This is a genomic window from Paenibacillus sp. FSL K6-2859, assembly GCF_038008265.1.
In the GTDB taxonomy this organism is placed as follows: domain Bacteria; phylum Bacillota; class Bacilli; order Paenibacillales; family Paenibacillaceae; genus Paenibacillus_AQ; species Paenibacillus_AQ nitricinens.
Map to the genome: position 1 here is coordinate 2972833 of NZ_JBBOYU010000001.1, position 26788 is coordinate 2999620.

At 41.7% G+C, this 26788-nt stretch carries 23 protein-coding genes and 1 other annotated feature; of the genes, 15 read left to right on the forward strand and 8 right to left on the reverse strand.

The genetic code is table 11. The features are described from left to right. Window positions 1–84: 84 nt before the first annotated feature. Window positions 85–1254, reverse strand: coding sequence for an MFS transporter (locus MHB64_RS13065; protein WP_341134566.1), 1170 nt, complete (start codon window positions 1252–1254; stop codon window positions 85–87). A 139-nt stretch (window positions 1255–1393) separates the two neighbouring features. On the opposite strand from MHB64_RS13065, the gene MHB64_RS13070 reads away from it, so the two are divergent. Beyond that, window positions 1394–2158: an exodeoxyribonuclease III gene (locus MHB64_RS13070; protein WP_094868665.1), complete on the forward strand. Its 765-nt coding sequence runs from the start codon at window positions 1394–1396 to the stop codon at window positions 2156–2158. A gap of 70 nt (window positions 2159–2228) precedes the next feature. Here MHB64_RS13070 and MHB64_RS13075 read toward each other — a convergent pair whose 3' ends face one another. Together MHB64_RS13075 and MHB64_RS13080 are read right to left on the reverse strand one after the other, a co-directional pair. Continuing rightward, the gene (locus tag MHB64_RS13075; RefSeq protein ID WP_341134567.1) at window positions 2229–3671 is read right to left on the reverse strand and encodes a serine hydrolase domain-containing protein; all 1443 of its coding nucleotides are present in this window, start codon (window positions 3669–3671) and stop codon (window positions 2229–2231) included. Window positions 3672–3758: 87 nt separating this feature from the next. Beyond that, window positions 3759–4895: a VanZ family protein gene (locus tag MHB64_RS13080; RefSeq protein ID WP_341134568.1), complete on the reverse strand. Its 1137-nt coding sequence runs from the start codon at window positions 4893–4895 to the stop codon at window positions 3759–3761. A 149-nt stretch (window positions 4896–5044) separates the two neighbouring features. Here MHB64_RS13080 and MHB64_RS13085 point away from each other — a divergent pair, with 149 nt between their 5' ends. Together MHB64_RS13085 and MHB64_RS13090 are read left to right on the forward strand one after the other, a co-directional pair. Next, window positions 5045–5392, forward strand: a complete 348-nt coding sequence (locus tag MHB64_RS13085; RefSeq protein WP_341134569.1) for a hypothetical protein — start codon at window positions 5045–5047, stop codon at window positions 5390–5392. 166 nt (window positions 5393–5558) lie between these two features. Next, the gene (locus MHB64_RS13090; RefSeq protein ID WP_341134570.1) at window positions 5559–6791 is read left to right on the forward strand and encodes an aminopeptidase; all 1233 of its coding nucleotides are present in this window, start codon (window positions 5559–5561) and stop codon (window positions 6789–6791) included. A gap of 97 nt (window positions 6792–6888) precedes the next feature. Here MHB64_RS13090 and trpS read toward each other — a convergent pair whose 3' ends face one another. Continuing rightward, entirely contained in the window at window positions 6889–7884 is a 996-nt protein-coding gene (trpS, locus tag MHB64_RS13095; protein ID WP_094877152.1) for a tryptophan--tRNA ligase, read from the reverse strand. Between the two features lie 102 nt (window positions 7885–7986). Further along, window positions 7987–8275, reverse strand: a binding site (T-box leader). A 197-nt stretch (window positions 8276–8472) separates the two neighbouring features. Here trpS and MHB64_RS13100 point away from each other — a divergent pair. Further along, window positions 8473–8898 (forward strand): hypothetical protein, encoded by a 426-nt coding sequence (locus tag MHB64_RS13100; protein ID WP_094868628.1) that lies wholly within the window; start codon window positions 8473–8475, stop codon window positions 8896–8898. Between the two features lie 63 nt (window positions 8899–8961). On the opposite strand, the gene MHB64_RS13105 is transcribed toward MHB64_RS13100, so the two are convergent. After that, a complete protein-coding gene (locus MHB64_RS13105) occupies window positions 8962–9351 on the reverse strand; it encodes a winged helix-turn-helix transcriptional regulator (RefSeq protein ID WP_094868629.1) in 390 nt (129 codons plus the stop codon). A gap of 224 nt (window positions 9352–9575) precedes the next feature. Between MHB64_RS13105 and MHB64_RS13110 the strand changes: the two genes are divergently transcribed. The 3 genes from MHB64_RS13110 to MHB64_RS13120 all read left to right on the forward strand — a co-directional run bounded on the left by MHB64_RS13110 (window position 9576) and on the right by MHB64_RS13120 (window position 12985). Continuing rightward, window positions 9576–10112 carry a sigma-70 family RNA polymerase sigma factor gene (locus MHB64_RS13110; RefSeq protein WP_094877153.1) on the forward strand — a complete coding sequence of 179 codons (537 nt, stop codon included), beginning with the start codon at window positions 9576–9578 and terminating at the stop codon, window positions 10110–10112. Next, window positions 10105–11226, forward strand: coding sequence for a DUF4179 domain-containing protein (locus MHB64_RS13115; protein WP_341134571.1), 1122 nt, complete (start codon window positions 10105–10107; stop codon window positions 11224–11226). The genes MHB64_RS13110 and MHB64_RS13115 overlap by 8 nt, the downstream gene beginning before the upstream one ends. A gap of 187 nt (window positions 11227–11413) precedes the next feature. Then, window positions 11414–12985, forward strand: a complete 1572-nt coding sequence (locus tag MHB64_RS13120; protein ID WP_341134572.1) for an ABC-F family ATP-binding cassette domain-containing protein — start codon at window positions 11414–11416, stop codon at window positions 12983–12985. Window positions 12986–12987: 2 nt separating this feature from the next. Here the strand turns inward: MHB64_RS13120 and MHB64_RS13125 are convergent, their stop codons facing one another. Further along, complete coding sequence (locus tag MHB64_RS13125; RefSeq protein ID WP_094868633.1) at window positions 12988–14793, reverse strand: cache domain-containing sensor histidine kinase; 1806 nt, start codon at window positions 14791–14793, stop codon at window positions 12988–12990. 4 nt (window positions 14794–14797) lie between these two features. Continuing rightward, window positions 14798–16393, reverse strand: a complete 1596-nt coding sequence (locus MHB64_RS13130) for a response regulator (RefSeq protein ID WP_341134573.1) — start codon at window positions 16391–16393, stop codon at window positions 14798–14800. A 294-nt stretch (window positions 16394–16687) separates the two neighbouring features. Between MHB64_RS13130 and MHB64_RS13135 the strand changes: the two genes are divergently transcribed. The 7 genes from MHB64_RS13135 (at window position 16688) to MHB64_RS13165 (ending at window position 24283) form a co-directional block, all read left to right on the forward strand. Next, window positions 16688–18079 carry an ABC transporter substrate-binding protein gene (locus MHB64_RS13135; RefSeq protein ID WP_341134574.1) on the forward strand — a complete coding sequence of 464 codons (1392 nt, stop codon included), beginning with the start codon at window positions 16688–16690 and terminating at the stop codon, window positions 18077–18079. A 126-nt stretch (window positions 18080–18205) separates the two neighbouring features. Then, on the forward strand, window positions 18206–19102 hold the full coding sequence (locus MHB64_RS13140; protein WP_440962122.1) for a carbohydrate ABC transporter permease: 897 nt from the start codon (window positions 18206–18208) through the stop codon (window positions 19100–19102). 12 nt (window positions 19103–19114) lie between these two features. Continuing rightward, window positions 19115–20002: a carbohydrate ABC transporter permease gene (locus MHB64_RS13145; protein WP_094868636.1), complete on the forward strand. Its 888-nt coding sequence runs from the start codon at window positions 19115–19117 to the stop codon at window positions 20000–20002. Window positions 20003–20058: 56 nt separating this feature from the next. After that, window positions 20059–20976: a dihydrodipicolinate synthase family protein gene (locus tag MHB64_RS13150; RefSeq protein ID WP_094868637.1), complete on the forward strand. Its 918-nt coding sequence runs from the start codon at window positions 20059–20061 to the stop codon at window positions 20974–20976. A 17-nt stretch (window positions 20977–20993) separates the two neighbouring features. Beyond that, window positions 20994–21665: an N-acetylmannosamine-6-phosphate 2-epimerase gene (locus MHB64_RS13155; protein WP_341134575.1), complete on the forward strand. Its 672-nt coding sequence runs from the start codon at window positions 20994–20996 to the stop codon at window positions 21663–21665. 19 nt (window positions 21666–21684) lie between these two features. Then, window positions 21685–22680 carry an ROK family protein gene (locus MHB64_RS13160; protein ID WP_341134576.1) on the forward strand — a complete coding sequence of 332 codons (996 nt, stop codon included), beginning with the start codon at window positions 21685–21687 and terminating at the stop codon, window positions 22678–22680. A gap of 196 nt (window positions 22681–22876) precedes the next feature. Continuing rightward, a complete protein-coding gene (locus MHB64_RS13165) occupies window positions 22877–24283 on the forward strand; it encodes a GNAT family N-acetyltransferase (protein WP_341134577.1) in 1407 nt (468 codons plus the stop codon). Between the two features lie 411 nt (window positions 24284–24694). On the opposite strand, the gene MHB64_RS13170 is transcribed toward MHB64_RS13165, so the two are convergent. Beyond that, window positions 24695–25225, reverse strand: coding sequence for a GNAT family N-acetyltransferase (locus MHB64_RS13170; RefSeq protein WP_341134578.1), 531 nt, complete (start codon window positions 25223–25225; stop codon window positions 24695–24697). A 278-nt stretch (window positions 25226–25503) separates the two neighbouring features. On the opposite strand from MHB64_RS13170, the gene MHB64_RS13175 reads away from it, so the two are divergent. Then, window positions 25504–26700, forward strand: a complete 1197-nt coding sequence (locus MHB64_RS13175; protein ID WP_094868642.1) for a copper amine oxidase N-terminal domain-containing protein — start codon at window positions 25504–25506, stop codon at window positions 26698–26700. Window positions 26701–26788: the final 88 nt, after the last annotated feature.

Sequence of the window (26788 nt, forward strand, 5' to 3'; positions counted from 1 at the left end):
ACTACGATACTTATTCATAGAAAACGGGCATGTCCGGTAGCCGTCTACAAGGCTATGGGACATACCCGTTTAATTGTCGAAAGATTAATGAGTGGCTATATTCTTTTTAATGGTGTGTTTACTACCATAGATTCTGTACAATATCAATCCGAACAGCATACCGATAAATGACATCACGGAAATTGTTAAGTAGAGGACCTTACCGCCAAAGGCTTCATATAATGCTCCACCAGCATAAGAAGCGAGAATACCTGATACACCGAAGAACAGTAGCGCCAAAACAGTTTGACCCGTAGCGCGCCATTCCACAGGCACAATACTATATAGATACTGAATAGCTGCGGAGTAGAATACCGGGAAGGTTAGGATTTGTAGAATCTGTAGATAGGCTAATAAATGCGGATCAGAAATCCAGGCCGAAATAAAGAACCGAAGAAAATAAAAGGCTCCAGAAATCGAAATGATGATTAGCTCTTTTCCTTTGCGAAGCCACCAAAAGCTTAAGGCAAACACAATAATTTCACTCATTGCGGCGATAAAGAACGATTGACCAACTAATTCAGGACTGCCTCCAAGCTCGCGAATATATACCCCAAGGAAGGTATCGTTCATTCGTGCGGGAACGGAGCTAATAAAGATGAGTACTAGGAATAGCAGTGTTTCTTTGTTACTAAGAAAATGCTTCAGGCTATCTAGTGTGACCGGTTTACCGGTCACCGGAGCATCTGGCATGAACCAGCTGACCACAAAGCTTGTAAGACTAATCGCGACGAACAGCAAGGCCATCCCTTGTGAACCGAAATAACTCATCACATAACCTGTGAGTAGGGCCATAACACCGTACCCCAACGCTCCGTATGTACGTATTGAACCATAGCTAATTCCAGCTGCTTCAGAGATACGGAAATTTAGGCTCTCAGCTAGCGGATCGATAGGCATTAAGAAGAAATAGAGCAGCATCGCAAAAAGAATAAGTCGCACGTAGCTGCTTGAATCGAATAAAAAGTATCCGGTCACCGCAGAACATAACAACAGAATTAACAGCACTTTGCGGATCGTTCTTGTTTTGTCACTGATCATCCCCCATAAGGGTTGAGCAATAATAGTAACAAACCCTCCAGTACCAATAATGAATCCAATTTGCGCCGGATTAAGACCTTGCTCACCTAGATAGACTGGCAGAAAAGGAATGAACATAGCCAGCAACGCAAAATACAAAAAGTTAAACCCTCGTAATAGTGTTGGTGCATTCATAAGTTTCTTTACCTCACGTATTAAATAATATTTAGATAGAGTCAATTTTGTTATTGTATCATGGATGTTGAATGATTAGGATATAAAACTATGATAAACTGAGAATAATTATAGCAAAATGCAAGGAGAAAAGCCGATGATAAAGCTGGTATCATGGAATGTTAATGGCCTTCGGGCATGTGTTAAAAAAGGGTTTAATGACTATTTCAAAGAAGTAGATGCTGATATCTTCTGTGTTCAAGAGACTAAGCTTCAAGAAGGGCAAATTACACTGGAGCATGGTGAAGAATACGAACAATACTGGAATTACGCAGTGAAAAAGGGATATTCCGGTACGGCAATATTCACCAAAATCAAGCCAATCTCTGCGAGATATGGGATGGAAGAAGATGAAGAAGAAGAAGGGCGGATCATTACATTAGAGTTCGAACATTTCTATATGGTCAATGTCTATACACCTAATGCCAAACGAGATCTGTCCCGATTGGAGTATAGAATGGAATGGGAGGACCGTTTCCGTAATTATCTCTTAGAGCTGGACAAGCATAAACCAGTTGTTGTCTGTGGAGACCTAAACGTTGCCCATGAAGATATTGATATCAAGAATGCAAAGGCTAACCGTGGGAACTCCGGTTTTACGGATGAAGAGAGAGGGAAAATGAGCACACTGTTAGAGTCGGGCTTCATAGATACATTCAGATATCTTCACCCGGAGCTGGAGGGAGTGTATTCATGGTGGTCTTATATGCCGAAGGTGAGAGAGCGGAATGTGGGCTGGCGAATTGATTATTTCTTAGCTTCTTCCAGACTTGCACCTAATGTAATGGATGCTCAAATTGATTGTCAGATCATGGGTAGTGATCATTGCCCAGTCATGTTGAAGCTAGCTGATTTTTCGGAATAAAAAAAGTGATATAAGGCCGCTAAGTTCCTGCACAGGACAAAGCGGCCTTTCTTTTATTAACTAACTATACCTATTGTATTCTTCCGATGATATCATCGAATTCAAGCGGTCCCATATTCACATTAATCCGCTGCTTTAGGATTAACATGTTCTCTAGAATATTAATATCAAGTGTAATCAAGAAAGGCATTTCAACAAATAGCAAGGACAACTGAAGCTGATCTTCTGCAGACCAAGTAAAGCTGGACATAATCCGGTTCATGAAAGGCTCCAGGATGAGTGCAAAGCTTTCGAGCCATTGTCCTCGGCCTACTCGAATGACATTCTTTTCACCAAGCTTAGTGATTAAAGTAACTTCAGCTTCATCATTGTTGAAGGAAATAGAGATAGTAGCTAGTGAAAATTGGTTATCCTCGAGTGTGTAGGTTATACCATTAATTTGATCTTCTAGAGAAGATGACTGCTGCAATTGTGGAGGGTCTATTGATAAGTTTTTTAATTGGTCTGCCAAATTACTTACTAATACTTGGTCCTCCGGAAGAGGGGCATCCTTCATGTTGGGTAGTAAATGCTCCCACACTGTATCCAAAATGCCCTGGATACTTTGGGTGGCGGCAGTAATCGCAATTACCGCATCCTGATCAGGAAGAACAACGCAGAGTTGTCCGAATGCGCCATCGGCGCGGTAGGCTCTGTGTTGGCATCTCCAGAATTGATAACCATATCCGAGCGCCCAGTCATGATCGCCTTCGCCATTGGAAATGTGTTTGGAAGTTGCCTCATTAATCCATTGTTCAGGCAGGATTCGTTGATTATTCCAGATCCCTTTTTGTAAGTAAAGCTGACCGAATTTAGCGATATCCTCTGTGGTAATGCTTAAGCCAAATCCCCCCGTGTTAATTCCACGTGGACAAGACTGCCAAGTTGCTCCGTGAATACCGAGCGGAGCGAACAGACGCGGTTCTAGATATTCTAGCAGTGTTTGGCCAGTAACTCGTTGAAGGATCGCGGACAGCATGTAAGTGGCGCCGGTATTATATAGAAAATGTGTACCTGGTTGTTTCTCCACTGGGACTGAGAAGAAAGCTTTAACCCAATTCCCGTCTGCACTTTTATGAAGTGTGTCCATAGTATCCACGACATGCCCGGTACCCATCATCAATAGATGTCTGATTGTCATGTTGGATAGATTGTCAGTGATAGTCGCAGGAGCCTCTTCAGGGAAGAAGGAGATGACTGCATCGTCAAGCGTAATTAGCTTTTCTGTAACCGCAAACCCGATTGCAGTTGAGGTGAAGCTTTTGCTAAGGGAAAATAGCATATGTGGTAGATCGGACTTATAAGGAGACCACCAGCCTTCAGAGACCACATACCCATGCCGTAGAAGCATGAAGCTATGCAGACCTAAGCTTTGCGTCTCGACTGCATCAATAAAGCTGGATATTGCGGCTGAGGAAATGCCCTGCTCTTCTGGAAGACTTCTAGATAACTGTAAGCTACTTGTAGTTTCCATTCATTCATCTCCTAAATTTTGAGAATTCTTACCTTCCTATTCTATAACAAATCCCGTTGTATAAATACTATATAAATGGGAGGATTTTCAATCCTCTATAGAGCTGCTGTTTGAGGCATCGGTATGCAATTTTTTCTCAGGCCATGAAATAACATGCGAGGTTCGGCTTAATTTCTCATAGATTAGCTGGTCATCTTTTTTGAATACCTTAATGATTAAATGAGTAAAGAAAACTAAATCGACCAGTAGAACAAAGAGATAAGCGACCGTTCTCAATGGTGAAGATAGAAGCCCCGTCACATCAGAATCGATAACAATAGCATGAAGTCCAAGTATTACCCAATATAGCAGACCATATCGGATCATAAGCGCCCAGAAAGAAGCCCGATGACCTCTGTTCGTCACCCGAATACGTACAATCCATTTGCCTAAGGTCCGCCCACCCGTGAAAGCTGGAATCAGGATGAAGTAAATCCCTGTTACAATCCAGAAAGCACTTTTTATATCGAATCCATAAATTACACCAAACCCAATGATCCACACCATACTATCGATGAAAAAGGCAATCCCTCTGCGGGTATAGGAGACTCTTTTGGCAGAACGATCGATATTCGTATCCAGTTGTTCTATGCGTGGCAGTAACCCGTTTATCCAGATCGCAATTCGGAATCCAAAGATTCCTCCCAGCGTGTTGGTAATAAGATCATCAACATCAAATAGACGGTAGGGATGATCAAAAAAGCCGTAGATGCCTGTAACCTGAGTGACCTCAAAAGATAACGAAAGCATGAAAGACAAGAGAATACACATTCCCCAGCGCGTTCGAAAATAGTAGCTCAGAAACAATCCAAACGGCACGGTCAAAGCGATGTTAAATATCACCTGTAAAAAAGCAGGCTCACGCATTAACGACCAATACGTTGAAATCTGATCAGGTATGATCTTAGAACCATCAATAATATCTTGTATGAATTGAAGAGGGACAAGCTGCATGATACTTCCCGAAGGTGCCATATTATGTCTTGAGGAAGGCATCGGAAGCAAAACGAGAAAATAAGCGTTCATCAGATAGAGCAGCAATAAGTATAAGATTAAAGCTCTAAGCTTATGGATGTAGCCGTGTCTACGGTATTGGACGATTAAAAATGGGAGTGTGAAGATCAATGCCGCTATAGGAAACAACATAAAGGCATAAGAAATGGGGAAAAAGTAAGAATGAAACATAAGTCACCTGCCGAATCATTGTTTTTGTGGAATAATGTAGTCTGCTGCAAACTAGCTTTCCCGGCTCATTATAAAATTTTATGATAGGGAACTCAACTTATTTATTTAGCGCTTTCGGCATACATATGTCTATAGAGGAGCGTGAAGTGATGGAGAAAAAGGTGCAGCAGTATTATCGCCTAAAGCAAAAGCACAAGGAAATCGAAAAAGAATTGGCAGAGCTTCGGCAGGATATTCTAAGCTATTGCAGTGAGCAGGGGGCCACCGAGACTGAAATCGGAAGCTACAAAGTGAAGCTTGTGATGCAAAATCGCAAAGAATATGATGATCACAAGCTATATGAAACCTTATCAGACCCTGAAGTGTGGCGTATGCTCTCCAAATCAGATCCCGCGAAGGTAGCAAGTTTGACCAAGCTTAACGTAATCTCTGAGGACAAGATTAGGCATACCTATTCTTTAAAGACCGTAACGTTGCTGCAAGTGGATAAAAAATAAGGATTTACGTGAGCGGTTCCTTTCATGGGGGCCGCTTTATTATATCGAATCGCAACTCTAAGCATTTTGCGTTAAAATAAGAAGTGAAGCTGACCGTCTGCTGTTAAGGAGCTCCGGTGCTTTGGTGCGACAGTAAAGCAACCATAGAGATGGAGGAAGAGAATTCATGAAAGATTTTGATGTCATGTTAGAGAAATATGCGAGCCTGGTTGTAAAAGTAGGGGTAAATGTACAGCCTGGACAAGTTTTGATGGTGCATGCACCTATTGAAACGGCAGAGCTTACTCGCTTGATTGTAGGTAAAGCCTATGAAGCAGGTGCAAAATATGTAATTGTTGATTGGGAAGATGAAGCGACTACACGTATTCGTTACGAAAAAGCTCCAGAAGATTCCTTTGATTACTATCCACAGTGGCAAGCAGAAATGATGGAGAAGTTTGCGGAAGAGAACGGCGCCATCTTACATATTAAAGTACCAGATCCGGAATTGTTCAATGGTATTGATTCTTCCAAAGTGTCAAGAGCAGTTAAAGCGGCAGCGGTTGCTCGTAAGAACTACTCTAAATACACTCGTAATAGCAAAATTAGCTGGTCTCTCGTTAAGGCTCCAACGCGCGCTTGGGCGAACAAGGTGTTCGCCGATCTCCCTGAGGAAGATCGAGTGGAAGCGATGTGGGAAGCGGTATTCCAGATGAATCGTGTAGGTAGCGAGGATCCGGTTGCCGCATGGAGAGAACATATCGGTCAATTGAAAGAAAGTCAGGATAGAATGAACGCTAAGCGTTATAAAAGCCTGCATTACCGCGCTCCGGGTACGGATCTGCATGTGGAGCTTCCGGAAGGACATCTATGGCGTGGAGGCGGCGGAGAGAATGATAAAGGCGTGTATTTCGTGGCTAATATGCCAACGGAAGAGATCTATTCCATGCCGCATCGTACAGGTGTGAATGGTACAGTTAGAAGTACACTTCCTTTGAATCTGAACGGACGTCTGGTAGAAGGACTTTCATTCACTTTTAAAGATGGAAAAGTAGTAGCATATGAAGCTGAATCCGGACGTGAGCATCTGACTTCGCTGCTGGCAACGGATGAAGGCGCATCCTATCTAGGAGAAGTGGCTTTAGTGCAGCATGATTCTCCCATCTCGCGCTTAAATAGGATTTTCTACAATACAGGGATTGATGAGAATGCCTCCTGCCATTTTGCATTGGGAAGTGCTTATCCTGTCAATATTGAAGGCGGCACAAAGCTTACGAATGAAGAGCTTGTCGCAAGAGGCGCTAATGTCAGCTTAACGCATGTCGATTTCATGATTGGTTCTGCTGAGCTGGATATTGATGGAGAATTGGCAGATGGTACGATTGAGCCGGTATTCCGTAAAGGGAATTGGGTGCTGTAAGAGGAAATCCATATTAAATAATATTTTCTTATAAAAACAGCCGGCGCTCTCTTCAGTAGAGAGTCCGGCGTTTTTTTATTACCCTTAGAGATCAGTTTTACTTTGAAAAATAATTAAGGCCCATAGCCCCGCGTACTTCAGACATCGTTTCTTGAGCGATGTCGCAGGCACGCTTTGTTCCGGATAATAAGATATCCTCAACAACCTTGGGTCTGGCAGCATAATAGGAGCGCCGCTCACGCATTGGTTCAATTAGCTGGTCTAGAGCTGCCGTGATAAGCTGCTTACAGGCAGAACAGCTTATACTGCCACTTTCGCAGCTATCGTGAATTTCTGGGGCGCCATGTGAACGAACAGCACGATGATAAGCATAAATGGGACAAATATCTGGATGCCCAGGATCATTTTTATGAACACGGGCTGGATCGGTTATGGCTTTACGGATCTTGAAGGTGATCTCTTCTTTTGTAGAGTCCAGCTCGATAGCATTGCCTAGGCTTTTACTCATTTTAGCGTTGCCGTCTGTTCCTACTAGTCTTGGCGTCCCGCTGATGAGCGCTCTAGGCTCCACAAGGATGGGGCTGTACAGCTCGTTGAATCTACGTACGATTTTGCGGGTCAACTCCAGATGGGGAAGCTGGTCTTCTCCTACAGGAATAATCGTTGCTTTACAAAAGGTTATATCCGCAGCCTGGCTAACTGGATAACCAAGAAAACCGTAGTACAGTTCATCTAAGCTGGAATTTTTCGATTCGGCTTTAATCGTGGGATTATGCCTTAACGAATTCACAGTAACAAACATGGAGAATAGGACGGTCAGCTCAGCGATCTCAGGAACCATAGATTGAATAAATAGGGTTGCTTTATCTGGATTAATACCCGCTGATAAATAGTCCAGTGTGATTTCATTCAAGTTTTGAGCAAGGTGTTGAGGCCGATCAAAGTGAGTCGTTAGGGCTTGAATATCTGCTAGAAACACAAAAGTGTCATATTGCTCCTGTAGAGTTACTCGGTTCTGTAAGCTGCCGACGTAATGGCCAAGGTGCAGCTTTCCAGTCACTCGATCTCCAGTTAATACACGTTCTTTTATCATTTAAATTCCTCCTGTTTTGTCGCTTCTGATTAACATTGAATCGCCACCACCAGCCATCACCCATGGCCATCACCTCCTTAAAATGACAAAAAAACCTCATCCAATAAGGACGAAGTTGTCGTGGTACCACCTTAATTGATCGTGTTACCATACGTTTCGTTGGCTTTACGATCTTCTCTTACCTGTACGAAAGAGGGTTAAAGATAATCTCGGATACAGGTCCCTTGATAACGGCGGGAACCCCGGCTTCTCCTACAGCATCCAAGCAAGATGGTTCGGAAGAGCAACTCTAAAGGCCATTCGATCAAGCGCTGGACACCGGTTCGCAGCAACCACCGGCTCTCTGAAGTCCATGTTCGTTTGTCTACTTACCCTTTGTCAGCGTTGTTCATGATATTTGGGTAATTGTAATTCTGATGAGTGAGTTTGTCAATAGGTGGAAATTAGAGGGTGATATTCGAAGGAACCAGGTTTTATAATCTAGTAAAGGTATAACTTAAATGTTTATAATCATCAGGAATTAAGTCCAATCTATCATTGCGGATTCACAATATACTAATCTATAACCTTGAAATGGAGTGATGAACAATGGCGACAATTATAAGTTATGGGTCACAGGCAAAAATCCCGTTAGACCCGTTTACTACTGCTATAACGGTTGCAGGGATTCCTGGAGCTGGAGCGGGTCTAGCCACCACGCAAGTAAATATTAGTCCGGCTAATCCGGCCTCTTTCTCCAGCAGAGTCGAGTTAAATGGTAGTTTTAGTCTTACTGCACTTGCTGATAGCCAATTTCTTGTTTTAATCCGACGTGCTGGAGTCGATATTTATAGCTCCTTTTTTCGTTTTACTACAACTACTGATATTCAATTAAATGTTCAGTGGGTTGATGGCCCTTATATTGGAATCCACAACTATGAACTGGTAATTCAGAATGATAGCGACTTGCCTATAAATATATTTGGACCCATATCATTTACAGCAACTGCTATTGGTGGAGATGGCGTAATATAATCCTCAAAAAACCCCAACCATTATGGATGGGGTTTATTAAGAGTGAACTTAAGGTTCCACTAATTATTTATTTAAAATGTTGTCCTCCAGAACAGCATATTTATCGCCATACTGCTTAATGATATGTTGTTCTCCCCAATTACAGAGAGAAGTCAAAATATCGCTTAAACTATCCCCATATTCGCTAAGCTCATATTCCACTTTTGGCGGAACCTGATTGTATACGATTCGGTTGATGATTCCATCAGCCTCTAACTCTCGAAGCTGCTGAGTTAACATTTTTTGAGTAATGCCTGGCATCAATTGTTTCAATTCTGATGTGCGTTTTTTGCCATGCGTTAAATGACAAAGAATTACGCATTTCCATTTTCCTCCGATGACTTCGAGTGTGGCTTCAACAGAAATATTATATTTTTTCTTGACGGTTGATGATGTTGTTGGTGTTGTTGTCATGATAGCCTCCAATGTATGGGCACTTTTTAGTGCCTATGGTACTTTTAAGTGCGTACTATTGATTATGTCCAATTTTATCTATCATAACATTTATCGTTCATTTTTTATAGGATGTTATAATCTTAAAGTGCTCAGCCCCAAAAAAGTTAATACAAAAAAAACCGTTTCTAAACCTTCTCCGTCTTAATCTATGAGAGGTTTAGGAGAGGGGGCTAGGGAAGGATATGACAATGACTAATGCAGAAATGAAGAAAGTAACGATTCTTGATGCACGTAGCGAGACGGATTTCTACGATTCCATATTAGTACATAGAGAACAACTATACAGTATTGCCTATAGCTACTTGCGTAACCGGAATGATGCGCTTGAAGCGATGCAGGAAATGACTTGCCGGGCTTGGATCAAAAGAAAAACATTAAAGGATCCCAAAGCGTTCAAATCATGGATCATTCGGATCCTGATTTATGTCTGTATAGATGAACAAAGACGCAGAAAACGTTCCATGCCACTTGTAGACGAGAGAATCGGTGAGCGGGTTACGCACATTGGCCATCATCGGATGGAAATGCTGTGGGCACTCGAACAGGTTAAGCCCAAGTATCGCCATGTGCTGCTGCTTAAATACTACAACGATATGACCTTAAGCGAAATCGCTAACATTCTGGATAAACCTGAAGGAACGGTCAAGACATGGCAGCATAAAGGACTCAAGCAGTTAAGAATGATCATTAAGAATCGGGGTGATTGGAACCATGAGTAGTCAGGAGGAGCTTGCCATGTTAATCGATGCTGAACGAATCCCACAGGAGCAAAAACAAGAGAGTGCAGCCGCACAAATCTATGCCATTCAAGCAGGACTCGAACTAGGTAAAAAGCGCGGAAAAAAGCTAGTGCTCGCTAGAAGCGCTATGGCTGTACTGACTGCATCTGTTTTGATTGCAGGTTTACTCTTCTTTAATCCAACCCAATGGATGCCTCAACAAGCCTCTACAAGTATTGAATCAAGTGATTGGGGTGTACTGGAGCCTTTTAAAAAGTTGGCTGAATCTGATGTGGATGCCCTTACGTTAGAATCTGCTATTCGAAACGATTATGTGCAAATCGTGAATAAGAGTGCTGAGAAAAACGGATATAAAATCACTCTAAATGCTGTAATCGCTGATGAAAATAAAATTATACTGCTGTATACAGGGAATACAAGTGATGGTCAGGAAATTTACAATGTGAATAGTGTATGGCTGACAGATGCTGTGACGGGACAGAGTGTAGTGGATAAAAATGGGAGTAGAGGTGGGATGGGTTTACATGCTGTGGATAGTATTTATACATGGCTCGGAAAAACTAGCTATCCACTAGATAAGGATAAAGCATTTCCAAAAGAGGTGGTGGCGAATTTTCAGATCGCTTCAGTGGACCCAGGAATGCTAGCAAAACCAAAAACGGGAACGGACCTAGCTGACATGCGCTATTCTGATCGTTTAAAGGTGAGCTTCGCTATTGATTCGAAATTTTGGGAGCAGAAGACCGAGACAGTAGTTCTAAATCAGCCTTTTATGATTGACGGGCATGAAGTGAATCTTGCACAGGTGGAGCTATCTCCTTTAAGTATAGTAGTTGAATTTACGTTAAGCGAGGCATTAAAAACCGATTGGGAGATCAGGAATGAAATTTTTGGAGAGACGCCTAGTGAGTTGACATCACGGATTGGGAAACACGAAATGAAAAATAATTCGATTGGTGGTAGTGGCAGTGAGGATGGCTTTATAAGTTACTTCAGCAGTAATGTTTTGGATCACCCGAAATCCTTGCGTTTGAAGCTTGATGCGGGGCCTGATCGCGAGAAAGAAGAGTATATTGATATTCTGAGAAAATAAGCAACAAGTGATGAGAGTGAGAATGTGCTGGAATTCGTAATGCAGATAAAGGTTCGCTGACAGCGACCTTTTTTTGTTTTCTAGAAGATTAAATATGATTATAAAGTCCTTTTTTAAAATAGTGCTATAATAGCTCTTTGAGTGTTCTGAGCTGTATTTTGATCTATATGAACTAGGGGTGATAGATTTGAGCGTAATCCGTATGGAGAACGTAACTAAGAAATATGAGAATACTTTGATTTTTCGAGATATATATTTTCGAGTGAGCAAGGGTGAACGAATTGGGTTAATCGGACGAAATGGTGCGGGGAAGTCTACTGTTTTTAAACTGATGATGGGAAAAGAGGAGCCAACAGCAGGGAAAGTAGAGTTAGATCCCAATGTGAAGATCAGTTATTTCTCTCAATTCTCGGAGCTTTCCGGGTCCTTGTCTGTACAACAAGAGTTAGAATTGTGCTTCGAGCAGGTAGCGCTCATCGAACAGGAGCTTAACCAAATCGGGGAACAGCTTGGGCAAGTGACGGATGATGACCAGATGAATACACTTTTAGAGCGGCAAGCAGCGCTTTTTGAACAAATGGATCATTTGGATGGCTGGAATGTATCTGTAGAAATCAACACTGTTCTGACGAAGTTGGGCTTCAATGAAAGATCACGGCATCAACCTGTTGATGAGTTATCGGGAGGCTGGAGGAACCGTGCAGCACTGGCTAAAGTCTTAATTGAAATGCCCGATGTCGTATTGCTCGATGAGCCTACTAACTTTTTGGATATCGAAGGGATCGTATGGCTGGAGCAGTGGCTGCACCGTTTTAATGGGGCAATGATTCTCGTCTCCCATGACCGGCAATTTATTGACAGAGTAGTCACGCGGACGATAGAAATCGAGAATTATCATTTTCAGGAATATGAAGGCAATTACACCGACTATGTTCGTAAAAAAAAGATGCGCAAAAAGGTGCTTGATCGTCAATTCGAGTGGGAAGAAGAGCTGCTGCTTATGGAGTCGGAGGCCATTGAAACTCGCGGGACCAAAAAATCCTCTAAGGATCGTTTATCACGTAAGCTGACCGATATGAAAAAACGCGTGGAGCCTCATCCAGTGAACGTGCTGATCACCGATATCTATAGTAATTTACGGTTTCCGGACAAGCTTGGTGAAGTGAAGGGAATTGGACAAAGCTATGATGGTCGGACGATATTCCAGAACATTAGCTTTGATATTCAAAAGGAAGATCGGATAGCTATTGTGGGGCCTAACGGAAGCGGGAAGTCGACACTTATTAAGGTATTGACTGGGCAAGAAGAGCCTGAAACGGGTGAAGTGACATGGGAACGCGGAGTTAGCTATGCTTATTTCAATCGCATGTGGGATGAACTGGATGTTAAGGATACTGTCAGTCATGCTGTCAATGTGTATGGGCTGGGACTTGACGCTCCACGGAAAAAAGTGAACAAATTCTTATCGATGCTGCAATTCTCAGAAATGGATCTGAGCAAAACGATCGGCAGTCTGTCAGGTGGACAGCAGGCCAGAGTAGCGTTAGCGAAATGCCTTCTCTCTGGCGCGGCTGTCATTATTTTGGATGAACCAACCAATCATTTGGATTTGACGAGTATTCAGGTGATGGAGCAGGCACTCATTCATTTCCCGGGGGCCGTAGTTACCGTCAGTCATGACCGCTTCTTCATCGATAAAATAGCAACGAAAATGCTTACCTTCGATCCTGAAGCAGGAATCACTGAGCAGAATGTTTAGGATTATGCTGGGAGCCGGAGGACCACCGTCGTTCCTTTTCCTACTTGACTGGTGATTTCAATTCCGTACTGTTCACCAAAATGAAATTGAATACGATCATGAACATTTTTTATACCAATATGATCTTCATCTAGGGTGTCTGATGGTTGAGAGAGACGAAGACGTAACTGTTTAAGTTTCTCTTCATCGATACCAATTCCGTTATCTTTAACGATAATTAGCATGTCATCCCCCGAAATCATCGTGGAGACTTCAAGGAGACCCGGTTCACTTCTACACTCCAGTCCATGGACGATAGCATTCTCAACGATGGGTTGAAGGGAAAAGTGCATGACTTTAATGATTTCGGTATTAGGTTCTAGCTGTTCAATATATTGAATTTTGTCCCCGAAACGTAATTGCTGGATCTTTACATACAACCGGACGTGCTCAAGTTCTTCTCGCAAGGTTACGGTTATCTTTCCGGTCTGGATATGAATCCGAAACAATCTACCTACAATCCCCACCATTTCGCCAATCTCTCTTTGCCCATTAATGATGGCTTTCATTTGAATAGATTCAAGTACATTCGCAAGGAAGTGTGGATTGATTTGGCTTTTAAGAGCGCCATATTGAGCTACTTTTTGCTGTGCTTTGGCCATAGAAGATCGCTCGATATAATTTTGCAGGTCTTTCACCATTTTACGGATTCCATTGTATAGAACACCAAACTCATCTTGACGATTACTATACAAATCCACATCAAAGTTCCCCATCCCCACCAGCTTGACCTTTCGGCTTAAGAGAATAATGGGCTTAGTGACACGCTCCGATAGGATATACATGAATAAGATCGCAGTGACAAGCGACAAGAGCGCTAAGGTTAAAATGATTTTTCCGAGAAAAGTAGCTTGCTTAGTCATTTCTTTTTCATCAATATACTGAATGACCTTCCAGTTGGAATAGGGAGACGTAACAAAGTTAATGTACGAGTCCTTATCGTCAAAAGTACCATAAAAGCTCCCCGTATCATTGCTCATAAAAGTATTAAGCGTCTGAGGTTCTATAGGGATGGGCTGTAAGGGTGACGTCTCCATGATATCAGAGCTGTAAACACTACCGCCCTTATCGTCTAAAATAATGAATTTTCGTTTGCTATTCTCCGAGAGCTTTAAGATTTCCCGTAATGAATCCAAACGGATATCGATTAACATGACGCCTATGGGCTGTTTGCTTCCTTTTTTATTGATCACCCGGGCGATAGAAATGACGGATTGTTTGGAATTGGTGCGATAGAAGGGGACATGGCTGCCAAACAGGATCACCCCGCCTTTTTTCTGCTGGGTCTGTAAATACCAATCCTCATGCGTATAATCCTTCACATCATAATCCGCACGGTTGAAATTGGCAGAGTAGAATACACGCGATCCTGCAAAAATCTGCACACTATCCACATTTTTAATTGTCATCTCAATCCCGCTGATGAAATGCTCAATCGTGTTTCCGTACTGAATATTCAGGTCGTTTCCGACGTCGTCTTTATGGATCGTCCAATGCTCCAGTGCGGTTTGGAGCTGGCTATCTACCTGTGCGTTCAGTGTCCCTTTATCAATGCTTTGAAGATATTGGTCAATATTAAATGATAGGTTATTAAGGATCAGATTAGAGCTGCTCTGATATTCATTTTTGACGGCTTGGTTTGAAAAGATATAAATGATTGCGGATATGATCAGGAGTGGAATGGTAATGGTCAAGATCATCAGCATGAAAATTTGACGATTGACATGTCGCATCCGGTATCGTCGCTTGGGTTGCTCAATCTGCATCATTTGGTCACCAGCCTGATTGTTTTCTATAGTCTGATGGGGTCATATTCGTGATACTTCGGAATGTTTTAACGAAATGCTTATAGCTTTTATAACCACACATCGTACAGACATCGGTCACTAGAATCTCCGGTTTTTTTAAGCATTCCTGCGCATATTCCATCCGGATTTCAGTTACAAATCGCATATAGTTCTTATCGAGTTTCCGCTTGAAGAGGCGGCTTAAATAAGATGGATTATAGAAGAATCGATCTGCTACCATCTGCAGAGTCACGTCTTGATCAATATTTTCTTTTATGAAGGATTTAATATGTTCGAAGATGATCACATCCTGTTGGTGGTTATGCGTCAGACCTTCGGTATAAACAATCCCTAAATGAATCATCCATCTGCCAAGCCAGTCGAAAAGCGTCTCAAGCGAATCGAAATCATCCACAAAGGTAAGGTTCAGGAGCTTTTCGCTGTACACACCTTCGATATGGATGTGGTTTTTATTGGCGAAGCGGATGATAACACTTAGGATTTCATGAAGAAATGCGAGCCAGTAATCAGGAGAAGAGACATCAGTTTTACTTAGAATATCTTGAGCCAGACGGTGCATTAGCTGAAGCGTCTCTTGTTCGTTAGCACTTTCTATGCAGGAAATCATTCGTTTCTTATCATTCTCATCTAGTTGAATCAGGGAAGGTTTCATAGAATTTGAGTTTTCTATCCATTGTGGCACATAGAATAACCTGCAATCTCTTTTGTAAAAGCGTTGATATAACATTCGATCAGACTCGTGCAGCAAAGTATTTATTTGTGCAGGGTTCTCCGTCGTCTTACCTATTACTAAATAGAGGCCTAGGTGATGTTCTAGCGTAAGCGCCTTCAGATATTGGTCAATTCGTGTCTGCACTTGAGCTTGTAGAGGGAAGTTGTCAGTAGAAGACGGAGATCCCAATACAATAAGACCATAGAGCTTTGTCTTTAATGAATATGTAAAAATAGAGTGCGGTGTAGTGGCAAGCAGATACTCGCCCACTGCGTTATGAATAAACTTCTCCGCATTTTCTCTCATAGGGATACCTGTCAAAACAAAGGGCAGATAAAGATAGTAGTTACTGTTGAAATTACATAGTTTATGGATTAGAGCATCATCGATTACTGCATCTTCTTCCTCTAGTAACAGTTTTACAAATTGTGCTCCTTCCAGCGTGGAACGTTTTAATCGGTCTTGCCGCTTTAGCTGAAGCTTGTTTATACATTTTTGTATTATTAGAAGGCTTTCTTCGTATTCCAAAGGCTTAAGCAAAAAAGCATGTACATTCCCTAGTTGTATAGCCTTCTGAGCGTATTGGAAATCGTTGAATCCCGTCAAAATGATAAATAATGTATCAGGAAGCAGATCACGAATCTGCTCAATCATTTGAAGCCCATCCATTTCAGGCATCCGGATATCGGTGATCACCAAATCTGGCTTTTCACGTAGTGCGGTGGCTATGCCTTCTTTTCCATTCTCTGCTTCAATAATGTTGTGAACCCCGAGCTCCTCCCAAGCAAAATAATGTTTTAAGCCTGTTCGAATTAATGGCTCATCCTCTACAATCATTAGTTTGTACATGAAATCCCTCCGGAAGACTAGAATTATAGTGGATCATTCGTTAGGAAATGTCATTTGATGTAAGATTAAAAGGGTTACATTAAGGCGGAAAAGTGAAAAATTATAAATTAAATTGTTAATAAATGGTATGTGTAATGTATTATAACATTGAAGAGGTACAGTTTGAAGGGATATGTCAGAAAAGAACCCTAAAAGTAAAAGGAGTGGGATTCTCCTGAATTTGCAATTGATTTATGATTAGCGCAAGGAATAAGAGCCGTACTTTATTCCACAAAAAATAATTGGGGGTAGCACATGAAAGCAATGAAAAAAGGGCTAATGAGTATTGTTGGTGTCGCACTTTTAGGTACACAGTTAGTTGCATGTGGAAATACGAACACAGCGAATTCAGCAGTTACACCAAGTAATAATGCTGACAAGACAGAGCCCGCAGCAACTGAAGTTGCTGCTAAACCAGTAGAAATTACTTGGTGGAATTTTCCGAGCTTTCAAGCTTTAGATGGTGAAGTAGGCAAGTATGAGAAGGAAATCATTGCAGCTTTTAATGAGAAGAATCCTGAAATTAAAGTTAACCTTGAGATGATCACCTTTGAAGGCGGCCCAGAAAAACTGAATGTCGCAATTGCTTCGAATACTGCACCCGATGTGATCTATGATGCGCCTGGACGGATTATCGATTGGGGTAAAAAGGATTTGCTTGCACCGCTTAACGACATGGTGACGGATGAAGTGAAGAATGATATTTCAGAAGCTTTTTGGAAGCAGTCAAGTGTAGGCAACAACATCTTTATGTACCCGATCAACACAGCACCTTTTATGATGGCTGTTAATAAGTCTATTTTTGAAAAGATTGGCGCGCTAGATTTACTTCCTCTGGATAAGGAAGATAGAACCTGGACGTTTGAAGAATATAAAAAGGCGTTGGAAGCCGTAAAAGAAAAGGCACCAGACGTTATTCCTACAGGATTCTTCGCGAAGAGCCAAGCTGGAGACCAAGGCACTCGCGCTTATCTTGCTAACTTAGGGGTATCCCGATTCTTAAATGAAGATAACTCAGCAGTCGCTATCAATACTGATAATGCTGCTAAAGCGTTAGATTGGATTGTCCAAGCTACGAAAGATAAACTCAGTGTCTCCGGTGCAGCTTCACTTGCGGCTGCTGATGTGAACGACTTATTCCTGCAAGGGAAATTGGCCTTTACACTTAACTATTCCGCGGTACTAAAAGCACAGAACGTATCTAAAAAAATGGTACAGTTCGAAGACATTCTCCTTCCATTCCCTACACTAGATGGTTCGGAACCTAAGCTTGAGCCTTATCTGGGTGGTATGGCTGTATTCAATAATGGGGATGAGGCTAAAATCGCAGCATCCAAAAAGCTGATTGATTTTATTGCTAATGATCCTGTATGGGGTAAGAAAAACTTGATTCAAACAGGAGGTCTCTCGGTTCGTAATTCGATTACTGGTCTTTATGACGATCCAGAATATAAATACGCTGAATATGCTCGTAAGTTTACGACAGATGCACCAACGATTGCCGATGGGTATGCAGATATTCGTACGTTCTGGTTCCCTGAATTGCAACGTGCTTTAACTGGAGGCGCAACCGGCAAGGAAGCTTTGGATAGTTTTGCTACGAAGGCTAACGAAGCGATTACTAAAGCAAAAGCAGCTATGAAATAAAAAGTGAATGGTGTTTAAAAGAATAGAGTGCGGGAAGCACTCTATTCTTTTTAAAAAAATGAATATTTACAAGCTACGCACCTTATAAATATCATTATTTTTCATCAGAGAAATGGGGAGAAGGTTGTGGGGACAACGGTACGCAAAATTAAAGGTTATGTGATACGCGACTGGATGATGAGTTATCTTTTCTTATTACCAGCGTTTGGATTTTTTCTTCTGTTTGTAGCCTACCCGATGATAAAAGGGGTTTATATTAGTTTCTTTGATTACTCGTTGAGAGATTTTAGCTTTATTGGTCTCGATAATTATATTTCTTTATTTAAAGATGATAATTTCATGAAGTCCATGGGAAATACTTTATTACTCGTAGTGATCACTGTACCAATCGTGATTATCTTTTCACTGTTTGTTTCAATGAATATCTATAAGAAAAAAGAGTTTGCCAGATCATTTTTCCGCGGTGTGTTCTACTTGCCAGCCGTATCTTCGGTCGTAAGTATCACCGTTGTGTGGGGCTGGATTTATCATCCCAACTATGGAATTCTGAATTATTTAACAGGTTTGTTTGGACTGGAGCCTGTTTCATGGCTAGGGGATACAAGAACCGCGTTACTTGCGATTATTGTGGTTTTAATAACGACTTCTGTAGGGCAACCGATCATTTTATATGTGGCATCTATTGGTAACATTCCTACCTCTTACATTGAAGCCGCAGAGATTGATCGAGCAACCCCTTGGCAAATTTTCCGGAAAATATTATGGCCGATGCTGATGCCAACGAACTTATATATTATCGTGATTACCACGATTAATACCTTTCAGTGCTTTGCACTGATTCAACTCCTTACCTCAGGTGGACCTGTATATAGCACCTCAACCGTTATGTATGGTGTATACGAACAAGCCTTTATGTTAGGTCATTTCGGATATGCCTCAGCCATGGGTGTCATACTCGCAATTGTAATTGGGATCATTTCTATCATTCAATTCAAATACTTTGGCAGCGATGTTGAGTATTAAGGAGGGGACAGCATGAATTCTACAAATCCACTAGAACTGAAAGCACCTATTGTCCGGCCTAAGAAAGCAAGCGTATGGAAAAAAGAATTAACAATACCAAAAATAATAGCTACCATCCTGTTGATATTGGCTACACTATTTTTTATCTTTCCTTTTTATTGGGTAGTTTCAGGGGCCTTTAAACTTCAAACGGTAGCCACGACTATCCCACCGGAGTGGTTTCCATTAAAGCCGACGCTTCAGAACTGGACAGAATTATTTAAGAATCCCGTAGAACGCTGGATGTTTAATAGCTTTATTATTGCTTTTGCAGAAATGGCTGCGATCTGTATTGTCTCTTCCTGCGCCGGATATGTTCTCGCAAAGAAATCATTTCCAGGACGAGGAATTATCTTCACGATGTTTGTTGCCGCTATGGCATTGCCTAAGCAAGTGATTCTCGTTCCACTGTTTACGATGTTAGCTGACTTTGGTTGGGTCAATACGTATAAAGGGCTTATTTTACCGGCAATTGGTTGGCCATTTGGAGTTTTTCTGATGAAACAGTTCGCGCAGACGATTCCGGGTGAGCTGATTGAAGCGGCTAAAATTGACGGTAGTTCTGAAATTCGATTATTTGGAACGATCATTTTACCGTTATTAAAACCAGCAGTTGGTGCACTAGCCATATTCACCTTCATCACTTCGTGGAACGATTATTTCAGTCAGCTTATTATGACGAGATCAACTTCGATGATGACCTTGCCTCTTGGGGTAGCGACACTTCGAGGTGAATTTACAACGAACTATGGACTGCTAATGGCAGGAGCTGCGTTAGCTTCGATTCCTATGATTGCCATTTTCTTAATGTTTCAAAAAGCATTCACACAAGGAATTACGATGGGCGCTGTTAAAGGTTAGTTTCTCATAACAACGTAAATTAACAATAGTGATTTAAACGACGGAGGCTATTATCTATGAAATCATATGATCTTGAAGCTTTTAAAGGCATTATTATCGCTTTGTACTCCAGTTATGATGCCGAGGGGAATATCAATAAAGAAGGGGCGCGGAAATTAGCTCGTCATTATGCTTCTACAGGTGTGAAAGGTCTTTATGTTGGCGGAAGCTCAGGCGAAGGTATGCTGCAATCGGTAGAGGAACGCAAACAAATGCTCGAGGCAGTCATAGCAGAAGTAGGAGATGAGCTTACGATCATTGCTCACGTAGGTGCTCCATCTACAAGAGACAGTGTTGAGCTAGCTGCACATGCTGAATTAGTTGGCGCACATGCGGTATCGGCTGTTCCAGCGATCTATTACCGCCTATCTCCGGATAGTGTTGAAAGTCATTGGCAAGCGATTATTGACAGCACCTCGCTTCCATTTATGATCTATCACATCCCGCAAACTACAGGTTTTCAATTATCGAAAAGCTTGCTGATCAAGATGGCAGCTCAGGTTAAAGTGATCGGGGTGAAAATTTCGGCGGAGAGCACATTTGAGCTTCAGCAGTTTAAAGCCGCAGGCGGGAAGGATTTTTTAGTATTGAATGGACCGGATGAGCAGTACTTGGCTGGCCGCAGTATCGGGGCTGATGGCGGGATTGGTGGAACCTATGGGGTTATGCCTGAGCTATTTTTAAAAGTTGAACAATGTTATGGGCAAGGTGATATGGCTGAGGCACAGAAATGGCAGTTCATCATCAATGATCTCATTGTAGAATTATTATCCTTTCCATCATTATATGGTGCATGTAAAGCAATTCTGAGTTTGCGTGGATTTGAAACGGGCCTACCGAGAATGCCACTTCTACCCATCAAGGCTTCGGATCAGGATCGGGTGGAAGCTCTCAACAATAGAATATTAGAGTATATTCTTGAAGCGAAGGGATAGGGTTAATGATGACTCGAATGAGCGATATCTTTCCGATGAAAGGTCTGATCGTTTCATGTCAAGCACTTGAGCATGAGCCGCTTCATGGTGGAGATACAATGGCAAAAATGGCAAGAGCGGCGGTTCAATCAGGGGCAATTGGAATTCGGACGAATGGGGTTCCAGATATTCTAGCTATTAAAGAAGAAGTAAATGTACCGGTCATTGGACTTATTAAACGGGATATTCCCGGATCAGCCATATTTATTACGCCAACTCTGGATGAGGTGAAAGCAATCGTGTCCGCAAAAGCGGATATTGTTGCATTAGATGTTACGAATCGGGAAGGTCGCTTATTGTCGGTTCAGCCACTAATCGCATATGCCCATCAAATGGGTGTGCATGTAATGGCAGATATATCGACCTTGGAGGAGGGACTGGCAGCGGAAGAATTAGGTGTAGATTTTATTGGTACAACACTTTCGGGCTACACACCATACAGTACACAACAAGAAGGACCAGATCTTGTCTTGCTTCAGCAATTATGCGAGTTCGTGAAGATTCCGGTAGTTGCAGAAGGGCGTATATGGACACCTGAAGATGCGGCGAGTGCTAAGAGGGCTGGGGCATCTTATGTAGTTGTAGGAAGTGCGATTACAAGGCCACAGTTAATCACTTCACGATATGTCAAAGCCGTGATCGATTGCTGAGACTTAAGGAGGCGAGTCCGTGTTAAAAGATTATGATCCTCTAATGGAATATGCGGTCGGTGTGGATATCGGGGGAACGAAAATTAATGCTGGACTCGTTACACCACAGGGAGATGTAGTACATACTGTAAGTCTGAGTACAATGGCTGGGTTTACGAAGACCGTGGACCGAGCTATTCAGGCTATTCAAAAGCTTATGAGTGAAGTTAATGCGATGCACGCAGGCATTCAGTTTAAAGGGATTGGTGTAGGAACTGCAGGACAAATCGATTGGGAGTCGGGGAGTATTCGCGCTGCCTCTGAGCTTATTCCTGGCTATGCTGGGACAGCTTTGAAAGCGTTGCTTCAGAATCAGTTCCAGCTTCCGGTAATCGTAGATAATGACGTGAATGTACTGGCATTAACAGAGAAATATTTAGGTTCTTGTATAGGTGTAGAAGATTTTATTTGTCTTGCCCTTGGAACGGGTGTAGGCGGAGCAATTATTGTAGAAGGTCGCCTTGTTCATGGTTCTTGGGGCGGGGCTGGAGAGTTAGGGCATATGTCTGTAGATTTCAACGGCCCGGCTTGCGTTTGTGGTGGGAGAGGCTGCTTAGAACATTATGCCTCAGGAACAAGCATTGCTCGTCGCATGCAGGAAAAACTAACTACACACAGCTTGCCACTTTATAACTTAGATTCACGGGAAGTGATCACGAGATGGAGATCAGGAGAGCATCTAGCAACAGAAGTAATGGAAGATACAACCGCTGCGCTTGGTTCAGCTATCGCTTCATTTATTCATATATTTAACCCGAAGGTCATTGTTATTGGTGGTGGAGTGGCTGAAGCTGGTGAGTTATTATTCGAAGGAATAAGAAGAGAAGTGGGCAGGAGAACGATGCCCGCGATGCTGGATAAGGTTCGAATTGAAGCAGCCTATCGTGGGAATTCCTGTGGAATGATCGGTGCGGCATTACAGGTCTGGGAGTACGGGGTTCCATCCCTTTCTTCTTATAATAAAGGCTTTATCTAAATCTCTTGATTAAATAGAATAATTTACCGATAATGTTAAAGGGATGAGAAGAAAGGTCAAATCTTTCTGAGGTCTCTAATCCGTTTAAAGGGAGTGATGATGTTTGAGTACGAACAACACCACAATGAAGTCCGAGAGAGGTCAGTATTCGTAAGGGAAGAACACCTCTCAATGACTACGGGAGGCACTATCGGAAATGATGACATTAATGAATATGGTACGGGGAACTGAGAACGATCTACCTGCCAAAGAGATGATCAAGTATTGGAATCATGAGCCTGGAACTTTGAAGCTTGTGAGAGCAAGCAGCAATTTTATTTATACGTTTCAATGGAATAGTAAGCACTATTATTTAAGGTTTACTCACGAAGAGGATAATAGCGCAGAGAATATTCAGGCTGAACTAGATTTTATGATGTACTTATTGGAACAGGGCTATGAGACTGTAGCACCAGCACGCTCCAAGCAAGGGAAGTGGATTGAGACCCTTTCAACTGGTAATGGCAAATATCACGGGGTTGTTTTTGAACAAGCCCAGGGGGAGTACGTTCCACTTGAAAAGATGTCGGAGCTGCAGTTCCAACATTGGGGTCAAACGCTCGCGCGACTGCATAATTTCTCCGAAACTTATGCTCCGAGCACACCCGCGCGTAAAAGCTGGGTCGATTCTCTTCAATTTATTTTATCCGTATTAAGAAGACACCCCGAGGAGCATAAAGCGCTTAAGGAATATGAACGAATTGAGGCGTGGCTAAGTGAGCTCTCTTTTGGCGTTGGACATACGGGGCTGATTCATTTTGATTTTGAGACCGACAATATCTTTTATATGAAAGAGAAATCTCGATATAGTGCGATCGACTTTGATGACTCTATGTATCACTGGTTTGCGATGGATATCACATCAGCGTTGAGAGATCTATCCAAGCAGAATGATGAGGAGAGCAAGAAGAACATCGATCATTTTATTAATGGCTATAGATCTGTAAAGCGTCTGGATGATGAATATATCAAGCTATTGCCAGAATTCCAAAGATTCTCTGATTTATATGGATTCGCTAGGCTGCTTCGGAGTTTAGAGAATTTGGACGTTTCTATTAGTCCAGAATGGGCACTACAGCTTAAATCGAAATTAGAAGGAATCTGTGATCGTATTCGGGATGGCTTTCATCCACATATTGCGCTGAAGACAATTACTGAGAATAACTGGTATGCCTGCACGCAATTAGAGGTGTCCAATGAGCAAAAAACAGTTTTTCCTGTACCGGTAGTCTATTGGTTAGCAGAATCGGCTTATTGCGGAATGACTCCGCTGGCTTTATACGCAGATGAAGAATTGGTAGGCTTCTCAGTATATTCCATAGATCCAGAGGATGGAAGTAATTGGATTATGGCTTTTATGATTGATCAGAAATATCAGAATAGAGGATTCGGTAGAACCGGAATGGATGCCTTGATTCGAACTATAAAAGCGGAACATCACTGCGACAAAATCGTTATTGGGCATCGAATAGAAAACGAACGTGCTTCGAACTTATATACATCCCTTGGATTCGTTGAAGTAAGCAGGAATGAGGTTGAAGTTGTACGTGAGTTGATAGTGTAAAGAGAAAAGAGGCCGTTCCAAAAGTAGTTTTTTTACTACTTGGGAGTGGCTCTCTTCTTGTTATCCTGTAAATGACGTTCCAAATGATGATCCAAGTGAAGCCCCAATAGAACAATTAGGGAATTTCTCCCTAAAATTAAGAGGTTATTGGTCAGTAGACTGATAATCAGGGAAAAATTCCCTTAAATTCCTCTGATTTGATGAAAATCAAAGGGATTAGCCTAATTTATAGGGAGGAATTCCCTAATTTCATTCATTATTAGTGAATACCGATTATTAATAGGGAGTTTTTCCCTAATTAGTGTTAATACATCAAGTGAGAGCCTGTTGCTTGGATTATCATATGAAAAAAGCTGTCTCATAAGTAGCGTTCACTACTTATGAGACAGCTCCCTTTAAATATTAGGTCCATTAGGTCCACTCTTGTTCCAAAGCGGAATAAATAATCTCGTTGCACCATTGTTGATTACAGAATCTAGTTTCTCTAAGTACCCCGTCCTTAATCATCCCTGCTCTAATCATTACTTTCTCTGACTGAATATTCTCTGCATTGGCATAAGCAACTACTCTATGTACATTAAGAGATTTAAAAGCGTATCCAATCAGCGTCTTTACCGCTTCAGTTGCATATCCCATTTTCCAATAGTCCGGGAGTAGGACCCAACCCATTTCCCATTCTCTGATTTCTTCCCAGTTTAACTTGATACTGATATTACCGATGGGCTTCATATCCGGCTTTCTACATATTGCAAGATCATAATATTGCCGTGGATCATTTGTTGCTTGAGACAAGATCGAAAGGAAGTCATTTTTAATTTGTTGGGCATCAGGTGCAGTGTTCTCATACTTGTAGGATAGGGGATTTTGTTCTAGTTCTTCATAAAAAGAAGAATCACTGCTTGTATACCCTCTTAATATTAATCTGTCAGTTATTAATTCCACGAAGATAACACTCCTAGTCTAAGTCTTTGATTTGTGTCTCATATACAATGATTGTTAATAGTTATCTCAGATGATCACTCCTAATTTAAGTTTATAAATGGTAGACTCTGTAATGCTTGCTCTGTAATTTCTTGTAGATTCATCTGATTCCCTTTATTTTTCATAATATTTACACATTATAAAAATATAAGATCACTAATCTTCCATTTTTATCTACTAAAATAGTGGAATTGTGATAAAGTAATAATGGTTTATTTACTAGAGGAGGATTTTGGGAAATGAAAGCTATTAAATGGAGTATTGCAGCAGTACTAGCAGTATCTATGTATGGTCCAATTCATACAGCGAAGGCAGCAGATGCAAATAGCACAAATGTAGTGAACGAACAGTCAATTTCTAGCACGGATGATTTGATTTTTCAAATGGATTATACGGAGATGACTGTTGGTGACAAGGTACCTGTGCAGATTTTTGCAAAAGGGCCAGATGGCTCATCCGATCGTGTTCCTTTGTCTCAAGCAGATATGGTGATCGAGAAGCCTTACTTATTGCAAAAGCTGCCAGATGGCTCAATGAAAGCAATAGCCGTTGGTGAAACAAATGTAACCGTACGTTCAGGAACTAATTCCAAAACGTTAAAGGTATCTATCAGTGCTGATAAGGACATCGAAACAGGTGTATTAATCAGTGGCACGATGTATTTGCCTGTACAATCCACATTTAAGAGCTTGGGTGCAACTATTCAGACTAACACAGCCACTAAGACCTTTAGCATTCGTCTGGGAGATTTGCCTATCCAGCTTCAGCTAGGCAGTGATATTGCTATGGTGAATGGGAATAAGGTGAAAATGTCTGGTAAAGTGCAAACCGTGGATGGAGGAGCTGTATTCCCTGCAACCCTCTTAAAAACTTCATTGGGAGCAGTGTTGGACTTTGGTGCTCATTATGAGTCTTTGAACATCAATTTCGGTAAAGCGGAGTTATTTGCGTATACGAAAAATACGTTAAAAATAGCTAAAAGAGAATCTCAAGGGGATCTCGCTAAGCTAATCGGAAAGACTTATTGGTTCAACCAGTTTGACTCCGACTATAAATTCCAAAAAGCAACGATTGTTGATATTCTAGTGAACGACGATAATGAGTTTGCGATTTCTTTTAAATTGGCATCAGGTAAAGTTGTGGAGACTTATGATATGGAATATGATCAGGTCACTCGCGTTCTAGCAAACAAAGAGTATTTCTTTACGTCTGATCCTACCAAAATCTATAAATGGTCAAATGCAACATGGGCTAAAATTAAGGCAGGTAAAATTTCGACAGGAATGACCAAGCAGCAAGTAGAACTAAGCTGGGGAACCCCTATCGACAAATCAAGTCTATCCGGAAGTGGAATTACTGTAGAGACTTGGCGGTATGGAAATTATAACTATGTTACCTTTACGAATGGTGTTGTCTCCATGATTTACACGAACTAAGTTATCTATATCTATCCGATTCTAAACAATAGGACGTCTTCATTCTCGAAGGCGTCTTTTTTATATTCTACAGGAACTTTTGAACGTC